The organism is Cohnella endophytica, from assembly GCF_003628305.1.
Classification (GTDB): Bacteria; Bacillota; Bacilli; order Paenibacillales; family Paenibacillaceae; genus Cohnella; species Cohnella endophytica.
In genome coordinates, this window is the sequence record NZ_RBZM01000010.1 from 70,244 (window position 1) to 88,510 (window position 18,267).

Genomic DNA, 18,267 nt, shown 5'->3' on the forward strand with positions numbered 1-18,267 from the left:
CGAAGAAGTATTTCAAAAAATACAGGTAGAGAAAGGGCCGGGACAGACACCCTCTATTAGGTGACATCCCGGCCCTTAATATCATGTATATCAGCATATTTTACTTCGAAGGCTACGGACAGATTAATTCATTAAGGGATTGCTGGAGCTGGCGGAAGAATCGTCACAAATTCGCCGACATGGTCTTCATCGAAATTTGCCTTGTACACATAATAACCGATAATGTTTTTGTTTTCATCATAGACGAAGACATATACGTATTGGTTGTATATTTCATTTCGGCCAAGGAAGTAATGCAGATAAGGGAATTCGAAATTAATTTTCGATACGGAATGAATGGCCCCAAACTTATTGTAGCTGATTTTGACATCTTCATTCGTCCAGATGCGCGGAGCTGTGTCGGCACTCCAAATATCCGACCAATTGATGCTCATAAATTTTGCGTTAAGCAGATCCGAACTCGTGATTTTATCAGGATGGAAGCTGATTTTAAATCCATACGAGCTCCGATCCGGAAAAGTGCTATGAGCGTCATCATCCTGCAGTTCTTCTCTCGTCATCAACTGGACATCGATTCCTGAACCGTCCGTCACGAGATTGAGAGGGGTAAGATCATATTGATAACTGCCATCCATGATTTGTTGGTCGCCGCGTGTAACCGTCACATGAAATTCGCCTTGCAAGTTTGCTGCCGGTGTGAAATTTGGCAATTGCATAAACGTATTACCATTTTCGTTAGTCGCAGTGATGCTGTTGCTGCCGATAGTGACGACGACTTGATCCCCGTCTTCAAGTGCTCGGGACACCAAGCTGTACTGCGGGTGCGCTGTGTCGTAGCCCCTATTTTCTATACGGAACGCTTCTTGCAAATTACGAGTGTAAAAAACTTCGATGTAATAAGATTTGGTGTGGATCTTATCGCCACTGTTAACGTAAATGTAAATGCTTGCGTCGTGTAGCGGTTTCAGGTGAACGTTAAAGGAGGTTTGACCTTTAGTTAATGTGTCCCAGCTATAAGTTCCGTCGTCATACTGGATGTCGTAAGAAACAGTTGCATATTCAGCAGCCGTGACGCTGAACGCTGTATCAGATTCGACGAAGTCGCGCGGTACTTCTAACGAGTAAGCAAATGCATCGCTACTAAAGCCTGCCCCGGTTATTACACGATCGAAGTTTCGTTGAAAGAGCTCAAAATCGTTCACGCTGCTCGAAACCGACAGACTGCTAAGAGTTGCATTACTGCAATCGGCCGTACAAACGTCGCCGTTTCCATTACCATTGCCACCGTTGTTCGAGGAAGGTGTTGATCCACTTGTCGGTGGCGTCAGCGAAATATCGTTTTTGGAGGCGCCGTCTACTTGGTTTGGCTTCGTCTCGAAAGAGGAGCCTTTCGCTTTCTCGTTGACCGTCGCGCTTTCGATTTTACCGTTACCGACCAATTTGGCTACTGCGTCGAGTATTAGCTTTAGAACTTGTGCTTCAGTACCTACGTTGATCGTATTGTTAGCTGCGCTCTCGTCGACGAGCAAATTGCTAACGGAACCGCTTGGAATATTGATTTTAATGTTGGCTGCCATGACGCGTACGTCTTCGAATTGGCCGACCAGATCAACGGTAGCTCCTTGCGGCAAAGCTGAGGAAAGCTGGATATTTGCAAATCCGCTGTCCGTTAAGTTAGACTCTTCGATTTTGGCTGACGTATTGACGATTACGTCCGTTACGGTTGTCGCGCCGATTGCCACAATTCTTACTTTACCGCTAGGCTTGTCCACGATAATGCGAAGTAAAACCGAATCCTCGATGTGAACGGAATTTTCGCCGCCTCCATTTACATGGGTCGTGCCTTTTACTGTCACTTTTTTCAAAGTAACGTCTCCATCGCGTACCTCTTTGGCAATGGTCAGATCCCCGTTGATAATCGTGTTTTGAAGCGTAACGCCGTCCACGGCAATGACAACATTACCGTTGATTGTCTCTGTCTTATCGGTAGAACCGTACACGCCCGCTTTATCGAATACGGTGTCTGGCTTGTTTTGCAGACCTAGCGCTGCATTGATGGCAACGACTGCTTCCGCGCGCGTAATATCCGCTTTAGGACGCATGTTGCCCTTCGCGTCACCTTTGAATACGTTGTGCGCAGCCAAAGTCGCAATCGCGCTTTTGCTCCAAACCGCGATTTGACTCGCGTCCCTGAACTGTGAGACGTCTCCGCCAGCCGGCGTATCCAGATGAAGCGCCTTTGCAATCATAACAGCCGCTTCTTGGCGGGATGTATTTTGATTTGGATTTACTTTGTTGACGGTATCTTTCAAATAGTCAGCTTTAACTGCGATTGCAAATTCTTGATATGCCCAGTTGTCTTGGGTCAAGTCATTAAAGGATACTCTTGCGGATGCATCGCTTAGCTTCAACGCGCGATTCAGGAGAGCCACGAATTCGCTGCGTTTTACGGGAGCATTCGGTTTGAATGTTCCGTCAAGGTAACCTTTAATTAAGCCGGCATCTACCCATTTTCTCAAAGTGTCAGCTGCCCAATGCTTTTCTATATCCTGTGGCACTGCAGCGGACGCAGAGGATAGCATCGAGTTGAAAACAAGGTTCAGAACGAGTAAAACTATGACTAAATGCTTACTTCGTTTCATTCATTTTCCTCCTTATATTTCACGAGGCACATCATTAAGGTATTAAGACGTAATCATAGAACCTCGAATATAGGTGAATATTACCATGTAAAATGGGGGTGCTCCATGAAATTAATGTAAAATAATGAGGATTTAGATAAATTTAAGAGGGTGACGCTTCTTCCGACAGACAACCGCTTAAGGATAATAAAAGTAAGGTTCACTTACGATGAGCTATCATATTATACTTAATATAGATCGCAGGTGATTTCAAACCCAAACGGAAGAAGGGACAAGGATGAATCAAGAAAATACGGCAGCCATTCTGGTTCAAGTATTTCTCCCATTGGTTTTATGTTATCTATTGGTTTACAAGTACGTTGATATCCGCACGAAAAATACTCATTTTGTTTGCCCGGCATGCGCCAGTCGCTTTAAATTATCGAGATTATATTTTGCGTTCGCATTAAAAACTGGATTATTCAACGAACGAATAGTCACTTGTCCCGCTTGCGGATACAGAGGTAGGATGCCCATATTAAAGGATTAGCCGCCAAGTCTTATAGACTTAGTGGCTTTTTTTACACTTCTTCTCTCATCGTTAAACTAATAAATTGACGAGTAAATAGGGAATAAGGGTGGCGACGCCAATGCCGTATAATAAGTCCAACCAAATGACAGAGCCGTACGCGCAAATATAGATTAGACCGACGATGGGCGACACCAAAATTTTCAGTAACCAAGATGTTTCCCGGCTTTTGATGCTGCTCCAGATGTTCTGGGCATCGCCGGTGCTTGGAAAGGAATGCATGGCAATGGATACTCCTAACCAGATCAATACATAATCAATGAACGACGCATTCTCGAACTGAATGACGGGAATAGCCGAGGGTAGCGCAATTAAGGCACCTACGATTGTGTTAACAAAAAAGGGGCCAAGTCCTATCCATATTTGATGGGATGCTTTGCGAGGGTGCTCGTGTACGACGAAACCGGAAGGATTGCCGACACGGAAATAGCACACATCCAAGACGGCCGTTCGGAACAGTCTGCAGAAAAGCTGATGCGCGAATTCGTGCACGATCACGCCAGGGAAAGTAACGATGGAAATAAGAAATCCGGGAATAAAGAACAAGAGATCACCTCGCTTGATATTAACCGCGCCATGCCGTCGTACCGTCGAAGATCGAATTCAATTGATCTAAATCCTTCTGACCGTAATCTTCACGATCTCGCAGTAAGTTGACCAGTCGATCGCGTTCAGCCATATTCTGATTAAAATAATTGGCAAGCGCCAAGTTGGCGATCAGATTCCCGTCATCCGGATTCAGGTCATAGGCGGTTTGTGCGTCAGCTAAGCCTTGCTTGTCCAAGTGTTGCTTTAATTCGATTCTGCTTAATGCAAAATAAGCGCTATCGCTCTCGCTGTTACTGCCGAGAACGGACTGAACTTCATGGGTTGCTTTATCGTATTGCTTGGTTTCCCTGTAGGCTGCGGCCAACAATAAAGTAGCGGGCTCATAATCGGTTTCCGTCTCCCGTAACTTCAATACGATGGACTCGACCTCATTAAATTGTTTAGCATCGAATAAGCTATCCGCTAAATAGTATTGTCCCGACACGCTTTCAGGGTGCTTGTCTATGTATTCTCTCAGCTTCGTAATTCGAACGGCGAGATCCGACCCCATGAAAATTTCTTGAAGTTCTTTATCGGAATAGTAACGGCGCTCCATCTCGGAAACGACATTATTGATCAAGTTGGCCATACTTTCGCTCTCGGCGGTTTTACCGCCGATTTTACTAAGCGTTTCGGAGGCTTTGTCGAATTGTCCTGTTTGATAATAAGAAATGAATAACCGGGCTAGTATTTTCGTCGAATCGGGAAAACGATCCGTCGCTTGTTCGAATTCATGCACGGCCGTCCAGCTTTTGTGGCTGTCGTATGCCTGAACTCCCCTTTTGTAATGAACGCCTGCGCTCAGAGTGAACGGAAATTGAAACAGGGAATACAAAAGCAAGATTACGATGACAAGCGTTGTCCCCTTGATCCATAAGGGAACTTTACGTTTGGCGAGTTCGGTTCGGCATACATGGCACAATAATAATCTGTAGCCGTCTTCAACTTCTCTTTCCTCGCAGCGCTGACAAATCGTCTCTTCAAGATCATGGGCGGGAAGGGTCGTATTAAGAGCGATTTCATTGCTGCCGGAAGCTATCGTCTCCATTTGGGCCTTCAATCCTTTCTATTAGCGGACCGATTCGATTCTGAACTAAATACCCTCCCATGATTAAGAATCATTTCCAAATCTCATAATTCTACAAATTTCCACATATTCCTTCTCTAGAGAATCCGATAGGGGAACCTACCGCAAATAATAAAGAGCGATTATATAGTTGAAATGTATAGTTGAACTGTATATAATCTTATTAAGTTCAACTGTACAGTTCAACTGCATAGAGATGGGAGGCGAACGAATGAAGCACCAACTGCTGCCGTTGTCGGAAACGATGCACTATATTTTATTGGCGCTGAATGAGCCGCTTCACGGGTATGCCATTATGCAAACGGTTGAGCATATGAGCGGAGGGGCGGTAATTCTGGCGGCGGGAACGTTGTACGGAGCCGTCGATAATTTGAGCAAGCATGGCTGGATCGAGCCGGTGCCGGGTGAATCGGGACGCCGGAAAGTGTACCGGATCACGGATGAGGGGAAAGGAATACTGGCAATCGAACAGAGGCGTCTACAGCATCTGCTATCACTCTATGAAACGAGGGAGTACGATGAAAAAACTTAGGTTGTTCGCTAATCTACTAGCTGAGGAAAAGTGGCTAAACGACCGATTGGCCGAAGGATACGCTTGCGATAGGATAAGCCCGTTCGGCTCGTATACGTTCAAGCCGTCAGCCCGTAAAATGGTCATTCGTCTGGATTATCAGGATTATATGAGTGCGGAGAAGTTCGAAGAATATAAAGTGACCTATGCGGATTTCGGTTGGTCCCATCTGAAGGGCGGACGCTGGGGGAGCATACAGTATTGGCAAAAAAACGCGGATGGCCGCGACGAGATTTTTTCGGATGCCGGCTCGCAGGTTGCATATTATAAACGCCTTATGAATTACTCCCTGATGACGGCCTGCCTCTTTTTCATTTACACAATGATCATATTGAAGGGAAGTATCTTCCACGCCCTGTTCGATATCAAAGCAAGCTATTTAACCAACGGATTATGGGAGAGGGAAGGATCGAAATTCTGGAGGGCGTTTATATTCGAAACTCCGTTTGCGATGCTGCGCTTCTTGCCTCCCTGGATTTTCATGATCGCCTGCGCCATGTTCCTATTCAGCTGCGTCCAATACAATAATAAGAAGAAAAAGTACGTTTAAGGGGGACAAAGTATGAAGATTCGATTAGAAGGTATTACCGTGTTGGCGAGCGATGTATCTGTCTTGGCTGGTTTCTACCGCGAAGTCATTGGGTTTAAAACGGTGATCGAAGAGGATCATTATGTAGAATTCGAGAATAGCGGGATTCGTATGGCGATATGCTCCAAATCGTTAATGGCGGAAAATACAAACCAGCACCATTCGTTCATTGAAGAACGAAAGGGACAAGCATTCGAGCTTAACTTTGAATGCAATTCTCCGGAAGCTGTCTATGATCTGTTCAAGACATTCACCTCGAAGGGAGCTACGGCGATTTCTGAACCAAAGACCATGTCATGGGGGCATACGACTGGCTTTTTTGCCGATCCAGAGGGGAATATCCATTCCATTTTTGCGATCAACCCAAACCCGGTTGGATAGCACCGGGCAAGGAGCCGATGCTTGGCTAAACGGTAAGCATGCTTTCCAGCTTCGATTTTACGTCGGGCCATTCCGAGGCGATAAAGCTATAATAAGCCGTGTCTCTGATGTAGCCATCGTTCAATATTCGATGACATCGGTGTATTCCTTCCGGAACGGCACCAATTCGCTCCATCGCACTTAATGAACGGGAATTGCGGGAATCGGCTTTAAGCTGCACGCGGACCGTACCCAACGTTTCAAAACAATGCCGCAGCAGCAAATATTTGCACTCGGTGTTGACGCGAGTTCTCCATACTTCTCTGGCAAGAGCAGTCCATCCGATTTCCAACTGCCTATGAGGGATGGAAATGTCCGCAAATCTGGTCGTTCCTACTAGTCGGTCCGTCTCTATGTCGCGAATAACAAAAGGCATGGCAACTCCTCTGGCACGTTCCTCTAAAGCCGTCTCTACATACGTTTTCATATCGTTTATATTTCTCATGCCCGGGGGAGAATACGTCCAAATCTCCAGATCGTTCAGCGCATTGTATAGCGGGGCGATATGAAGAGCTTCCATGGGAACAAGGGCGATCCTAACTCCTTGCAAAATAACGGGTTCGACTCGCATCGACTATGTCTCCTTTTTTCTCCGATTTCTAGTGGTTAGTATTTAGGATACAAAGACAATTGACAACTGATAAGAGCCAATTTTCATCTTTAATAGTAGGCCAATTGCAGAACTGAGGACTTACGCAATATTTCTTTTACTTAAAATGTAAATATTAAGGTAAAGTTGATATCCATTACCAGTCATGTTATCCTATCCTAAATGAGGCATCTCGCAATGAAGCGGGGTGTCTTCATTGTTTATATCTGCATTTTACATTTAATGGGTGAGGCGGTGATGCTGTGTTTTCTGTCCTATTCCCCGCTAGAAGGGGACACGATTTGTGCAAGGTTGGACGCCGGAACGTACAAATTATGAGACGAGGAGAGAAAATCGATTATGGCTACCAAAACTAGAGGAAATGTATTGCTTCAACTTGAAGGGAAGGGTAGAGGAGAATGCCCGCTATGCGCTAGAACGGGAATAAAGCTGCTCTATGACGGGGTATTGGGTGACGGTACGCCAACGAAGGTATGTAAATACTGCCGACCCAAAAAACAATTGAAAAAGGCAAATTGATCCTTACAAAGATTCATCGGTCTTATTTGAAGGAGGATTTATTAATGGCTAAAGGACGTGCTTTGGATTTCGAGTATCGGGGAGCGAGTTTCGAGGGGGTAGGATCCGGTGAACCATAGTCGTGAAGATACGTTGGGCGATAATCTAAGAGAACAACTCTTATTTTTTGACGAGAATGGTACGGACATAATCAACACCTACCCGAATCTCGCGGATAGAATGCATTTGAATAAATTCATTGCGACGTATCGCCATCATATTGGACAATACCTCGAGAGATCCGGCAATAATGCCGAGGAAAAGTATGTCTGGATAGGTTCCAAGGTGACCATTCGGTATGAAGCCGAGGGAGACGAAGAGACGCTAACGATTGTGCTGCCTCATCAGGTAGATGTTGAGCTCGGACATATTTCTTTCTTGTCGCCGGTAGGTCAACACCTCCTTCTCTCGGAGAACGGCCATAGAATAGAGATCGACTCTCCGGCGGGGAAGTATTGGATAACCGTCGTGAATGTATCGGATTGAACTTTAGTAAGTTGAGGGGCTGCAACAGGTTATGATCAAGTAACCTGTTGCAGCCCTAGTTGGTTTTCCCATTCGAAAGCTCCTGTTGCATCTGGGCGATTTCAGGCATAAGCTGATTGAGGAAATCAATCGGCAGGGGGCAAAGTCATGCATTGGATTTCTATCGTCATCATCGGAATTGCCGCGAATATAGACAATTTAGGAATCGGAGTGACGTTTGGAGCGCGTTCAACCAGAGTACCGTTCTTTTCGAATCTATTTATCGCTTTATTTTCGATGGCGGCGACTTATTTGGCGATGACAGCCGGGAGTTATTTTTCTCACTTGTTTTCCGCGTTTTGGGGCAACTTGATCGGCGGACTCGTGATCGTCTTCCTCGGCATTTGGGGGATACGCTCCTCATCGATAAAAAATAAGCAACCGGCCGTAACTCCCGATCGCATAGCCGACAGAACCGATAAAGACGGAGATCACGTCATTTCATGGATCGAATCGATTTCATTAGGCTTTGCGTTATCCATCAACTGTATTGCGAGCAGTTTCGGCGCCGGCGCCAGCGGCGTTTCTCCAATCCTTTCGGCGATTTCGGTCGGTCTTTTCTCCTTATTATCCGTCGACTTTGGCATTAGACTCGGCGGCAAGATTACAAAATCGTGGCTCGGCAAGTATTCCGATTTGATGGGATGTATCCTCTTAATTGCAATCGGCTGTTATGAAATCATTTTTTAACTTTAGGGAATAAGCCCCGAATCCTTCAACCACTGCTCGGCAACGGCGCGGGCCTGCTGTCCTTCCAGATCCACTTTGCCGTTCAACACCGACATCGTTCGATCGTCGATTTTACCGGCCAGCAGGTTAAGGACTTCCTCCAATTCGGGATGCGCCTGCAGCGTTTCCATACGGATTATGGGCGCTGCATAGTAGGGCGGAAAGTAATTCTTATCGTCTTTAAGAACCTTGAGACCGAATGCTTCGATACGGCCGTCCGTGGAAAAAGCATCATTCACGTCGGTCGTCCCTTCTTTAACGGCGCTATAGGTCAGTCCCGGGTCCAGTCCTTTGGTTTCCTTGAATTTCATTCCATAGGCCTGTTGCAGGCCTCGGTATCCATCCGGGCGCTCCAGAAATTCATGCGTGGCGCCGAGTACGAAATTCGAAGATTTCCGCGTCAAATCCGTGAAGGTCTCGATACCCTCTTGCTCGGCGCGTTCTCTCTTCATGGCTAACGTATAGGTATTGTTGAAGCCGATCGGCCGAAGCCAGGTGACATTGAATTGTTGCTCATAGGCTTCCTTCACGCGCCTGTACGTTTCCTCCGGCTTGCCTCCAATCGGCTGTTCCTTCAGGACGGACGTCCAGCCCGTTCCCGTATATTCCGGATAAATGTCGATATATCCTTTAATCAGGGCATTATGAGTGACCTGGGATCCTCCAAGATAGGGCTTGCGGACAACTTGAAGGTCCGTCTTTGCTTCGATTAATGAGGCCATCATATGCGCCAAAATATCCTGCTCGGTAAAATTCTTGCCGCCGACCACGATTTTATCGGAACCGAATCGAACGTTATTCGCCACGATACCCGCCAATAAAGCGATGACTAAGATCGAACTGAATCCGATTTTCAATCCTCGGACAAGCTTGGAAGTTTTTTTGCGGCCCGACTGTATACCCTTGGGGGTCGCCGCCTTCTCCATCCATCCCAGCAAGAAGTCGAAGACGATCGCCAATAATGCCGCTGGAATCGTACCGGCCAGTATCAACTCGGTGTTGACCGTCGATATCCCCCGGAAAATCAAATCGCCCAGCCCGCCGGCCCCCACAAGCGATGCGAGCGTGGCGACGCCGATCAACATGACGGTCGCCGTTCGAATACCGGCCATAATCACGTTCAAAGCGAGCGGCAGCTCTACCTTCAGCATGACCTGCATGCTGGTCATGCCCATGCCGATCCCGGCTTCTTTGATCGGTTTCTCCACGTTCATGATGCCGGTATACGTGTTTCTTAGAATAGGCAGCAGAGCATAGACGGTTAGGGCGACGATAGCCGGAAACATTCCGATCCCGAGGTACGGAATCATGAACCCGAGCAAGGCTAAGCTGGGGATCGTTTGAAACAAGGACGTTACACCGATCACCGGGGCGGCCAGCTTAGGGAAACGGGTCAGCATCAGTCCGGTGGGAATCGATATCACGATCGCGATCAGAAGGGCGATGAACGAAAGCTGGATATGTTCCATTGTCGCATGGTAAATATCCTCTTTCCGATTCATCATCACATCCCAAAGATTCATATTTTACCTCCGTGTTAAATCTGCTTAAGCAGAGCATCGATCAGGCTGGAATTGGTGACAAGTCCGGCAAGTACGCCGTTAGGATGGATCACGGGCAAGCTATACAAGCCGTGATTCCTCATTAGTTCAACGGCGTCGTTCACTCCCGTTCCAGTCTGAACGGTCGGGATATCGGATTTCATAATGTCCTGAAGGGACAAATCTTCATTGCGGTACTGTTCCTCCAGCATCTCTTTGGTCACGATGCCCTTGAGTATTCGGTTCTTATCGGTAACGAGTAAGCTGGTTACCCTGAACTGCTTCATCAGCTTCGCCCCGTGAGCCAGCCCCCTTGTCAACGAGGAGGTTATCGGATTGGCCACCATTACATCGTCTACCGTCAACTGCTCTGATTCGTTCAACCGGTTGCCTCCGATAAACGTGCGTACGAAATCGTTCATGGGGCGGCGCAAGATGTGGTCGGGGGTGTCAGCTTGGACGATTTCTCCGCTTTTCATCAACACGATGCGGTCGGCGATTTTCAGGGCTTCATCCATATCGTGCGAGACGAAGACGATCGTCTTCTTCACTTCCTCTTGCAGACGAATCAATTCGTCTTGCAGCTGTTCTCGGCTGATCGGATCCAGCGCGCTGAACGGCTCGTCCATCAGGATGATCGACGGCTCCGCGGCGAGCGCGCGTATGACTCCGATTCTCTGTTGCTGGCCTCCGCTCAATTCCGCGGGATATCGGTCCCGGTATTGGCTCGGGTCCAGCCCCACCATTTCCATCAGCTCATCGATTCTTCGTTCGTAAGAGTTTTTGTCCATTCCTTTCAGTTTAGGCACGACCGCGACGTTTTCTTTAATCGTCATGTGCGGGAACAAACCGATATGTTGAATGACATAACCGATGTTTCTGCGCAGCTCGACCGGATTAATGCGGGAAATGTCCTTCCCTTCGATCAGAATTTGACCGGAGCTCGGTTCGACCAGACGATTGATCATTTTCATTGTCGTCGTTTTACCGCAGCCGCTCGGCCCGATCAGGGTAATCAGTTCCCCGGCCTTAATCTCCAGATCGATACCTTTAAGCGCGGTTGATCCATCTTGGTATCGTTTCGTTACGTTTATGAACTTTATCAATCCGGCACCTCGCAATATTCAGTGTAGAACTTGGTTGCTTTTTTATTTATTCCCAATTGGGTGATTCCTACGCTTTCGGACGACTTGTCGGGTGGAAGTCTCCAAACGTTTTCTCTTTTTTTGTAAAAATGTCATGTGACAAAAGGGATGACAACACGCACTATCCCTAGGAAGATTGAGAGACTATACTAAAAGAGATTTGCTTCATTTTGAGGCAGATGAAATCATACTTGGAGGCTTACGAAATTGTCGAAAATATCAAAACGAACTCTTTCAGTCGCACTAGTTTTAAGCTTATTTCTAAGTCTATTTCCGCAAATGACATTCGCAAGCCCGGCAAGCTCGTCTAATGATAAGGATTTCCTTTCTTTTTCCGTAGAAGGGAATCTCGGCATCATCGATAAGGATAATCATACGATAAGCGTCGTCGTTCCTTTCCGTTCGGCCGTCACTAATATGCTGGAAATCTTTACGGTTTCCGACGGCGCAACGGTTCAGAACCATACGAGTTACGCGACGCGTACGAACTATTCGGGTCCTGTCCACTTAACGGTCATTGCCGAGGATGGCAGTGCTCAAGTTTATACGGTGACGGTAACCATCGGACCAAGCAACATAAAGTCCATTCGTACATTTAACTTATCGAGCCCGGCATCGACGGGTTTCATTGACGACGAAGCGTTTGCGATCTTCCTAACCGTTCCGCAAGGTACGGACGTCACCGCGTTGCAGCCTACCTTTACGACGGATGACGGCGGAGCCCAAGTGCTGGTTAATGGGGTCGTTCAAACCAGCGGCGGCAGTCCCCAAAATTTTACGCATCCATTGACGTATACGGTTAAAGCATTGGATGGCAGCACAAGAAACTATACGGTTACCGTTACGATTCAACGAGTGCTTAGCACGGCCAAAGAATTCACATCTTTCGGCTTGGCTTCGCTATCTTCCGTAGGGATTATCGACGAGTCGAATTATACGATAGCTCTTACGGTTCCCTTCGGCACTAACCGGGCGGCATTGGTGCCTTCGTTTGTGTCCACGGGGACAAGAGTCCTCCTTAACGGAGCGCAGCAAGTTAGCGGAGAAGGCGTCGTTAATTTTACATCGCCTGTTAACTACGTGGTTTACGATGAAGCCGGCGGCATTCAAATCTATACGGTTACCGTAACAGTAGCGGCTGCAGGTGCGAGCGCAACCAAAGAGATGCTGACTTTCAGCATTGCAGGAGTAGAGGGAATCGTAGATGAGACAGCGCATACGGTAGTGGTTACGCTGCCTAACGGTACTTCCCGTACTCATCTAAAAGCAACTTTCACGACAAGCGGCGCGTCCGTAAGAATCGGCAGCAGCGTCCAAACTTCCGGAAGCACGTCAAACGATTTTACAAGCACGCAAACGTACACGGTATTCGCAGAGAACGGTTTGATGCAAAATTATGCGGTGACGGTGGTGTTGGACAATCAACTCAAGTCCTACAACCTGATTTCGCCAATTGAGGCGACGGGCGTGATCGATCCTGTCCATCATACGATCTCCTTCGATATTCCCTACGGAACGGATTTAAGCATCACAATGGCTGAATTCGAGACAACGGGAGATCGTCTTGTCATCAATGGCGACATTCAAGAATCCGGCGTCACCGAGAATGATCTCAGATTAGCCCCGATCATCTATACGGTAGATTCCGATAATTCGGGTATCCCTTATACGCTGATCCTAAATAGGGGGTTGAATCCGGCGAAGGAGCTTACTTCTTTCTCGTTCGCGAATCCGCAAACAATCGGAGCCGTGGATCAGAGTCATCATACCGTAGCGATTACGGTACCTTTCGGAACCGACTTAACTCAATTAACGCCTTCCTTTACGAGTACGGGCAAGGAAGTCAGGGTCGGGGTTCAGGAACAAGCTAGCGGCGTTACGACGCAAGACTTCACGAACCCTGTAACGTACTCGGTATACGCCGAAGACGGTTTAAGTCAAGATTACGTAGTGACCGTCGCGGTAGCGGGTCGACCGTCTTCCGGAGATGATCATCCGTCCCCGACCCCGACCACGCCAACCGAGCCGGAGACTTCTTCGCCGGCTACCGTTTACTCGCCTGCGATTGATCAAACGAAGTTAGAAGCGTACTTGAAGAGCAAAGTCGAACAAGCCCCGGCGAGCCCGGTTAGCGGCGCATTTTCTGATATTAACCAGCATTGGAGCAAATCAAACATCGATCTTTTCGTCACGTTGGGTTTTATTACGGGTTATCAAGACGGAACATTCCGTCCGAACGCTCCGATTACGCGTGCGGAGTTCGCCGCATTGATCGCTCGGATATTCCCTATCGAGACGTCGAGCAGCTCGCGGAGCTTCAAAGACGTGAAGGAAGAGTACTGGGCGAGCCAAGCGATTAGGACGCTGGCTTCCAACGCCATTCTATCGGGTTATGCAGACGGTTCGTTCAGACCGAATCAGGCCATTTCCCGTGCCGAGATCATCGCGATTATAAGCCGCTTGGTAGATTTCAATGCCGTAGAAAAGCATGAGCCGGCGTCCTTCAACGACGTTGCCGGTACTTGGAACGCGGATGTGATTCGCGCGGCTGCTGCTGCGGGGATCGTCGAGGGGCGTGCCGCGGGCACGTTTGCGCCGAATGAGTCTTCGACAAGAGCGGAAGCTTTGAGTATTCTCCTGCGCGTTCTAAATTTAAGTCCTGAGATTAAAACATTGCTCGACCAGCTTAAAGCTTAGTAAGGCGATATAGTAAAAAAAGGCGATCGCGGGAAATCCCGCGGTCGCCTTTGTCTGTCTCACGTAACCGGATATCCGGTTACCCTTCTAACAAAGCTGCATTACCAGTTGTTGCCGGACACTCTCGTGACCGTAAAGTTCGGGTTCTTGCTCTCGCCATAAATGGCTTGAACGCCCGGGTTATTGATTTTCACGTTCGTAAAGCTTGCTCCGCCGTAAACCGGTCCTTGCCCTTGTTCCGCGCTGGCTACGAGTTTGATTCCGTAGCGCGTCGGGTTGTTGATGTTAACGTTCTGGATACGAACGTTCTGCATCGGCAAGTTTTCCGGCGATTTGGATTGGAACATCAAACCGAAGTATACCGAATTATTAATATCGACGTTTTTAACCAAAATATTTTTGAAGACTCGATCTCCTCCGAAGAACCAGATGGCTCCGAAGTTCTGGTAATCGTTGATCTTGTCGTCCGCGCCGACGCTGGTCCAGAAGTCTCCGCCGGTCCGGTCGAGCGTAATGCCGTCGAATACCGTATCCACGTCGCCGAAGCCCAAAGTGTTGTAACCGAAGCTCAAGCTGCTGATCGTAAGGCCCGGGTACGTCAACGTATCTGCGGCGTAGAGGTTCTGGAAGGTATTGCCCGAACCGCCATAGGCTGCAAAAGCAGCAGCGCGTCTTACGGCAACCGCCGTAAGGTTGGTGAACTGGTTGCCTACGTTGTACGAACCGCCGGCATCGATTGCGCTGAATTCGGCGAAGGAATCGTCGCCGGTTGCTCTTGCGTAGTTGTTATCGATGATGTTGTTGTTGGAACCGTTGGTCATGTTGATTCCGTCTGCGAACATGTTTTTAATCCGGTTGTTCTTGAACGTATTGTTGGAAGCACCGACTCCCCAATACAGACAGATGAAGTGCTCCGCCCAGATGTTCTGGATCGTGACATTCTGCATGCCGTTTCCGTCGATGAATTTGCCCGGACCGTCCACGCGATACTGATAGTTACCCCACGCGGACAAGTCTTTAATGGTCGAGCCGTTCGCGGTAGAAGCGATATTAAAGCCGACGTCCGTGTTGGATTGGTCTTGCGGAGCCGTCAGCTTCGTGTACCATGGACCTGCGCCGATGATTTCGGTCGCGCGGCCGTAGATGAAGATTTTGCTATTGATCGTCCACGTGCCGGCAGGAATGAAAATCCCTTTCTTGGTGTTATCCTGCCTGAATTCGGTCAGCGCTTGATCGATGGATTTGGTCGCCGAAACCTGAACGTATTTGCTCGGATCGGGGTTGGAAGCCGCAGGAGCGACATTCTCCGTCTCGATCATGTCTACGTAAATCCATGGGACGTCGCCGGCGTCTTTCTGGATTTTGATCTTCGTTCCCGCCGGATAGACCTGGTCAAGCATCAGCTGGGAGTCTTCGTAGAGCCAGTAAGCTTTCGAACCGGAATTGTCGTAACCGAGTCGACCAAGCGTAGAAGGCGTTGCATACACGTAAGAGAACTTGGAGGTAACGTTGAATTTACCTTTGCTGACTCCGTCGGCATAGATACTGACGGTTCCCGTCGTATTCTCAGCCACGGCGTTACGCAGGACGAACGCGTTGGCCGGAGAGGTCAGCGTAAACTCGACGTATTTCCCTGTCGCATCCAAGTAAACCGCGGAACGTCCGGAAGCTTCGCCGGCAAAGTCGCCTGGCGTGAAGTTAGGAACCAACCGGGTTCCGTTCGTCGCATTGGATGGCAGCTCCGCTTCGATAACGTTGAAAGGCATGTTAGCGCCCCGACCGGAGTAGAGACTTGTCGTGCTTGTGTTGTTGGCTTGCTTGATGGCGACTTCGTTGGCATCGACCGCAACGGTCGTCGTGACCGTATAGCTGCCGTTGACGGCCGTCCAAGTTCCCATGTTCACGTTGACGAATTGTCCCGCCGCTAAAGCGCCGTTATAGGAACCATTCAGGGTTTGAACGGTTGCACCTGCAGAGTTCTTGATGACCATGGTGATGGCATGTGCGCCGCTTGCGGAAGCAATATTACCTTGGTTACCTAGGTTTGCCGTAAAGGTAACGGTATTGCCGGCGCTTGGATTACTTGGGTTCCAGGCCGCCGTTGCGACCAAATCGGAGCTCGGCACGGGAGCAACGACTAGAGACGAAGGATTCGTATAGGCATTGTTCGCTTTGTTCTGCTCGATAATCGCGTTATTCTCGTCAACCTTGGAGCTGACGGTGTAAGTCGCTGCATTTTGGGTACCGACATTCAAAGATACCGTAGTCTGTTGACCAGCCGTAAGCGCGCCTACCGGAGCCGAGCCAGCCAACTGGTTGTTCAGATAAAAGTTTACCGTAGTGGCGGGAGAACTGGCATTCCCGATGTTCGATACGACTGCGTTAAGGGTAATCGGGTTCGACTCGAGCGGGGATGTCGGTGTCCAGGACATGCCCGTAATCGTTAAGTCGGGGTTCGGTGCAGGATTACCGTATACTTGGAACTCGGCGATTTGACCGCCGGGAGCCCCGGAGTTGGCCGTGATGTTCAATTGCAGACGTTTCACTGTCGCCGTAACCGGAATCGTGACGGTGTTGCCGGTAGCCGGATTAAATGTATACGTCTGCGCCGATACCAGATTGCTGAACGTCGTCGTGTTCTGGTCGTGGCCGAGCACTTGGATCGTTTGGGTCCGCGTAGACCAAGCCGCAGCAGGGTTCAATTTCAGCACGATGGACGTGATGTTCTGATTGGCTAATAGGTCGAGTGTCAGTTGGCTCGGAAAGCCGCCGCCTTCCCAGTACGTGTTAACGTCGTTATCGTTGGCGTTCGTAGCTACGAACGTAAACGTGGAAGAATTTGCTGTAATCGGCTTGCCTAGAGCAATATTCCCGCCCGGTGGCGGTGTTGGAGTAGGCGTTGGTGTTGGTGTTGGTGTTGGTGTTGGTGTTGGTGTTGGAGTAGGAGTAGGAGTAGGAGTAGGCGTTGGTGTAGGCGTCGGCGTCGGAGTAGGTGTGGCTGAAGTTGGATCTAACGTAATCTGGTCAAGGTTGACGTTGGCGGTATCGCCCGCGTCGTATTTGTACGCGATCGTGTTATTGCCGGCATTCAGGGTAATGGTCTCTACCTTAGTCCCCCAAGTATCCCAGTTCGCCAAGTTGGGCAACGAGGATTGACGAATTTTGGTTCCGTTGACGTAGAGGCTTATCGTCTGCGTGCTGCCGTTCGCGTTGCCGTACTTCAGCGTCGCGTTGTAATTTCCTGCGGACGCTACGTTAACCGTAAAGGTCGTCGTCGCGCCTTGCGTCCAGTATCCGTCAACGAAACCGGTTCCGGAGTAGCCCGTATGGTCCGTATTCACTTTCGCTCCGCCGGTCAGCGCTGCCGATTCGGCTTGGTAGACGTTCGAAGGCGTAGGCGTCGGAGTTGGAGTAGGACCGCTGGCGCCGTAGATTTCGAACTCGGACAATTGCCCTGCCGGCCAGCCCGTATTCGCGGTGAAGTTCAGGCGGACGTAACGCGTGCTTGCCGCCGTGAAATTGATCGTGACCGAGTTGTTCGCAACCGAAGGGTTGAAAACATAACCGGCGGAGCCTACGAGGTTCGTGAAAGTCGAGCCGTTCGTGCTGCCTTGAACGGTCAGCGTCTGCGTACGCGTTCCCCATCCCGCAGGAAGCTTTAGCACGACCTGATCGATGCTCGTATTCGCGCCGAGATCGATCTGAACCCATTGCGGGAACGCGTTGTTCGTGCTTTCCCAATACGTGGCTTGATTGCCGTCGTTCACGTTGGTCGGCGTGTAGACGTCGGCTTGGCCGCTCGCCGATACGGTTTTGCCTAGTGCGAGGTTAGAACCGCCTGCGGCCGATGACGTGGAAGGATAAAGTGTAAGCTGCGAGAGCAGGACAACGAATGCCAGAAACAAAATAACGACGGGGTTTCTTTTTAGCGATTCGTTCATCGATAACATAAACAACCTCCTGGTATGAAGTTTTTTTATTCGATAATGCGCTTTCA

13 protein-coding genes are annotated in these 18,267 nt (G+C 49.0%); 6 read left to right on the plus strand and 7 right to left on the minus strand.

Features of this window, described 5'->3' with window-relative positions; all coding sequences use genetic code 11:
* Window positions 1-131: 131 nt before the first annotated feature.
* The 3 genes from D7Z26_RS22065 to D7Z26_RS22075 all read right to left on the minus strand — a co-directional run bounded on the left by D7Z26_RS22065 (window position 132) and on the right by D7Z26_RS22075 (window position 4,846).
* Window positions 132-2,642, minus strand: coding sequence for an S-layer homology domain-containing protein (locus tag D7Z26_RS22065; RefSeq protein ID WP_120979193.1), 2,511 nt, complete (start codon window positions 2,640-2,642; stop codon window positions 132-134).
* A 580-nt stretch (window positions 2,643-3,222) separates the two neighbouring features.
* Entirely contained in the window at window positions 3,223-3,756 is a 534-nt protein-coding gene (locus tag D7Z26_RS22070; RefSeq protein ID WP_120979194.1) for a metalloprotease family protein, read from the minus strand.
* Window positions 3,757-3,775: 19 nt separating this feature from the next.
* The gene (locus D7Z26_RS22075) at window positions 3,776-4,846 is read right to left on the minus strand and encodes a tetratricopeptide repeat protein (RefSeq protein ID WP_120979195.1); all 1,071 of its coding nucleotides are present in this window, start codon (window positions 4,844-4,846) and stop codon (window positions 3,776-3,778) included.
* A 250-nt stretch (window positions 4,847-5,096) separates the two neighbouring features.
* On the opposite strand from D7Z26_RS22075, the gene D7Z26_RS22080 reads away from it, so the two are divergent.
* Genes D7Z26_RS22080 through D7Z26_RS22090 form a run of 3 tightly spaced genes read left to right on the plus strand, consistent with a single transcriptional unit; the run spans window position 5,097 to window position 6,426 of the window.
* The gene (locus tag D7Z26_RS22080) at window positions 5,097-5,417 is read left to right on the plus strand and encodes a PadR family transcriptional regulator (protein ID WP_120979196.1); all 321 of its coding nucleotides are present in this window, start codon (window positions 5,097-5,099) and stop codon (window positions 5,415-5,417) included.
* Complete coding sequence (locus D7Z26_RS22085; protein WP_120979197.1) at window positions 5,404-6,006, plus strand: DUF2812 domain-containing protein; 603 nt, start codon at window positions 5,404-5,406, stop codon at window positions 6,004-6,006. Before D7Z26_RS22080 ends, D7Z26_RS22085 begins: the two co-directional genes overlap by 14 nt.
* Window positions 6,007-6,018: 12 nt before the next feature.
* A complete protein-coding gene (locus tag D7Z26_RS22090; RefSeq protein WP_120979198.1) occupies window positions 6,019-6,426 on the plus strand; it encodes a VOC family protein in 408 nt (135 codons plus the stop codon).
* Between the two features lie 25 nt (window positions 6,427-6,451).
* On the opposite strand, the gene D7Z26_RS22095 is transcribed toward D7Z26_RS22090, so the two are convergent.
* Complete coding sequence (locus D7Z26_RS22095) at window positions 6,452-7,036, minus strand: GNAT family N-acetyltransferase (protein ID WP_120979199.1); 585 nt, start codon at window positions 7,034-7,036, stop codon at window positions 6,452-6,454.
* A 666-nt stretch (window positions 7,037-7,702) separates the two neighbouring features.
* On the opposite strand from D7Z26_RS22095, the gene D7Z26_RS22105 reads away from it, so the two are divergent.
* Both D7Z26_RS22105 and D7Z26_RS22110 read left to right on the plus strand, forming a co-directional pair.
* A complete protein-coding gene (locus D7Z26_RS22105) occupies window positions 7,703-8,119 on the plus strand; it encodes a GreA/GreB family elongation factor (protein ID WP_120979201.1) in 417 nt (138 codons plus the stop codon).
* 147 nt (window positions 8,120-8,266) lie between these two features.
* Entirely contained in the window at window positions 8,267-8,848 is a 582-nt protein-coding gene (locus D7Z26_RS22110) for a manganese efflux pump MntP (protein WP_120979202.1), read from the plus strand.
* Window positions 8,849-8,850: 2 nt separating this feature from the next.
* Here D7Z26_RS22110 and D7Z26_RS28020 read toward each other — a convergent pair whose 3' ends face one another.
* The gene (locus D7Z26_RS28020; RefSeq protein WP_120979203.1) at window positions 8,851-10,410 is read right to left on the minus strand and encodes a glycine betaine ABC transporter substrate-binding protein; all 1,560 of its coding nucleotides are present in this window, start codon (window positions 10,408-10,410) and stop codon (window positions 8,851-8,853) included.
* A gap of 14 nt (window positions 10,411-10,424) precedes the next feature.
* The gene (locus D7Z26_RS22120; RefSeq protein ID WP_120979204.1) at window positions 10,425-11,534 is read right to left on the minus strand and encodes an ABC transporter ATP-binding protein; all 1,110 of its coding nucleotides are present in this window, start codon (window positions 11,532-11,534) and stop codon (window positions 10,425-10,427) included.
* 318 nt (window positions 11,535-11,852) lie between these two features.
* Between D7Z26_RS22120 and D7Z26_RS22125 the strand changes: the two genes are divergently transcribed.
* Window positions 11,853-14,270 (plus strand): S-layer homology domain-containing protein, encoded by a 2,418-nt coding sequence (locus tag D7Z26_RS22125; RefSeq protein WP_147423885.1) that lies wholly within the window; start codon window positions 11,853-11,855, stop codon window positions 14,268-14,270.
* Between the two features lie 101 nt (window positions 14,271-14,371).
* Here the strand turns inward: D7Z26_RS22125 and D7Z26_RS22130 are convergent, their stop codons facing one another.
* Window positions 14,372-18,211 carry a galactose-binding domain-containing protein gene (locus D7Z26_RS22130; RefSeq protein WP_407643546.1) on the minus strand — a complete coding sequence of 1,280 codons (3,840 nt, stop codon included), beginning with the start codon at window positions 18,209-18,211 and terminating at the stop codon, window positions 14,372-14,374.
* Window positions 18,212-18,267 lie beyond the last annotated feature (56 nt).

Excerpts from the sequence above, each read along its gene's own strand:
- D7Z26_RS22110 (WP_120979202.1), top strand. The coding sequence starts at position 8,267 with ATGCATTGGATTTCTATCGTCATCATCGGAATTGCCGCGAATATAGAC.
- D7Z26_RS28020 (WP_120979203.1), bottom strand. The coding sequence starts at position 10,410 with ATGAATCTTTGGGATGTGATGATGAATCGGAAAGAGGATATTTACCAT.
- D7Z26_RS22085 (WP_120979197.1), top strand. The coding sequence starts at position 5,404 with ATGAAAAAACTTAGGTTGTTCGCTAATCTACTAGCTGAGGAAAAGTGG.
- D7Z26_RS22125 (WP_147423885.1), top strand. The coding sequence starts at position 11,853 with ATGACATTCGCAAGCCCGGCAAGCTCGTCTAATGATAAGGATTTCCTT.
- D7Z26_RS22080 (WP_120979196.1), top strand. The coding sequence starts at position 5,097 with ATGAAGCACCAACTGCTGCCGTTGTCGGAAACGATGCACTATATTTTA.
- D7Z26_RS22090 (WP_120979198.1), top strand. The coding sequence starts at position 6,019 with ATGAAGATTCGATTAGAAGGTATTACCGTGTTGGCGAGCGATGTATCT.
- D7Z26_RS22075 (WP_120979195.1), bottom strand. The coding sequence starts at position 4,846 with ATGGAGACGATAGCTTCCGGCAGCAATGAAATCGCTCTTAATACGACC.
- D7Z26_RS22065 (WP_120979193.1), bottom strand. The coding sequence starts at position 2,642 with ATGAAACGAAGTAAGCATTTAGTCATAGTTTTACTCGTTCTGAACCTT.
- D7Z26_RS22095 (WP_120979199.1), bottom strand. The coding sequence starts at position 7,036 with ATGCGAGTCGAACCCGTTATTTTGCAAGGAGTTAGGATCGCCCTTGTT.
- D7Z26_RS22130 (WP_407643546.1), bottom strand. The coding sequence starts at position 18,211 with ATGAACGAATCGCTAAAAAGAAACCCCGTCGTTATTTTGTTTCTGGCA.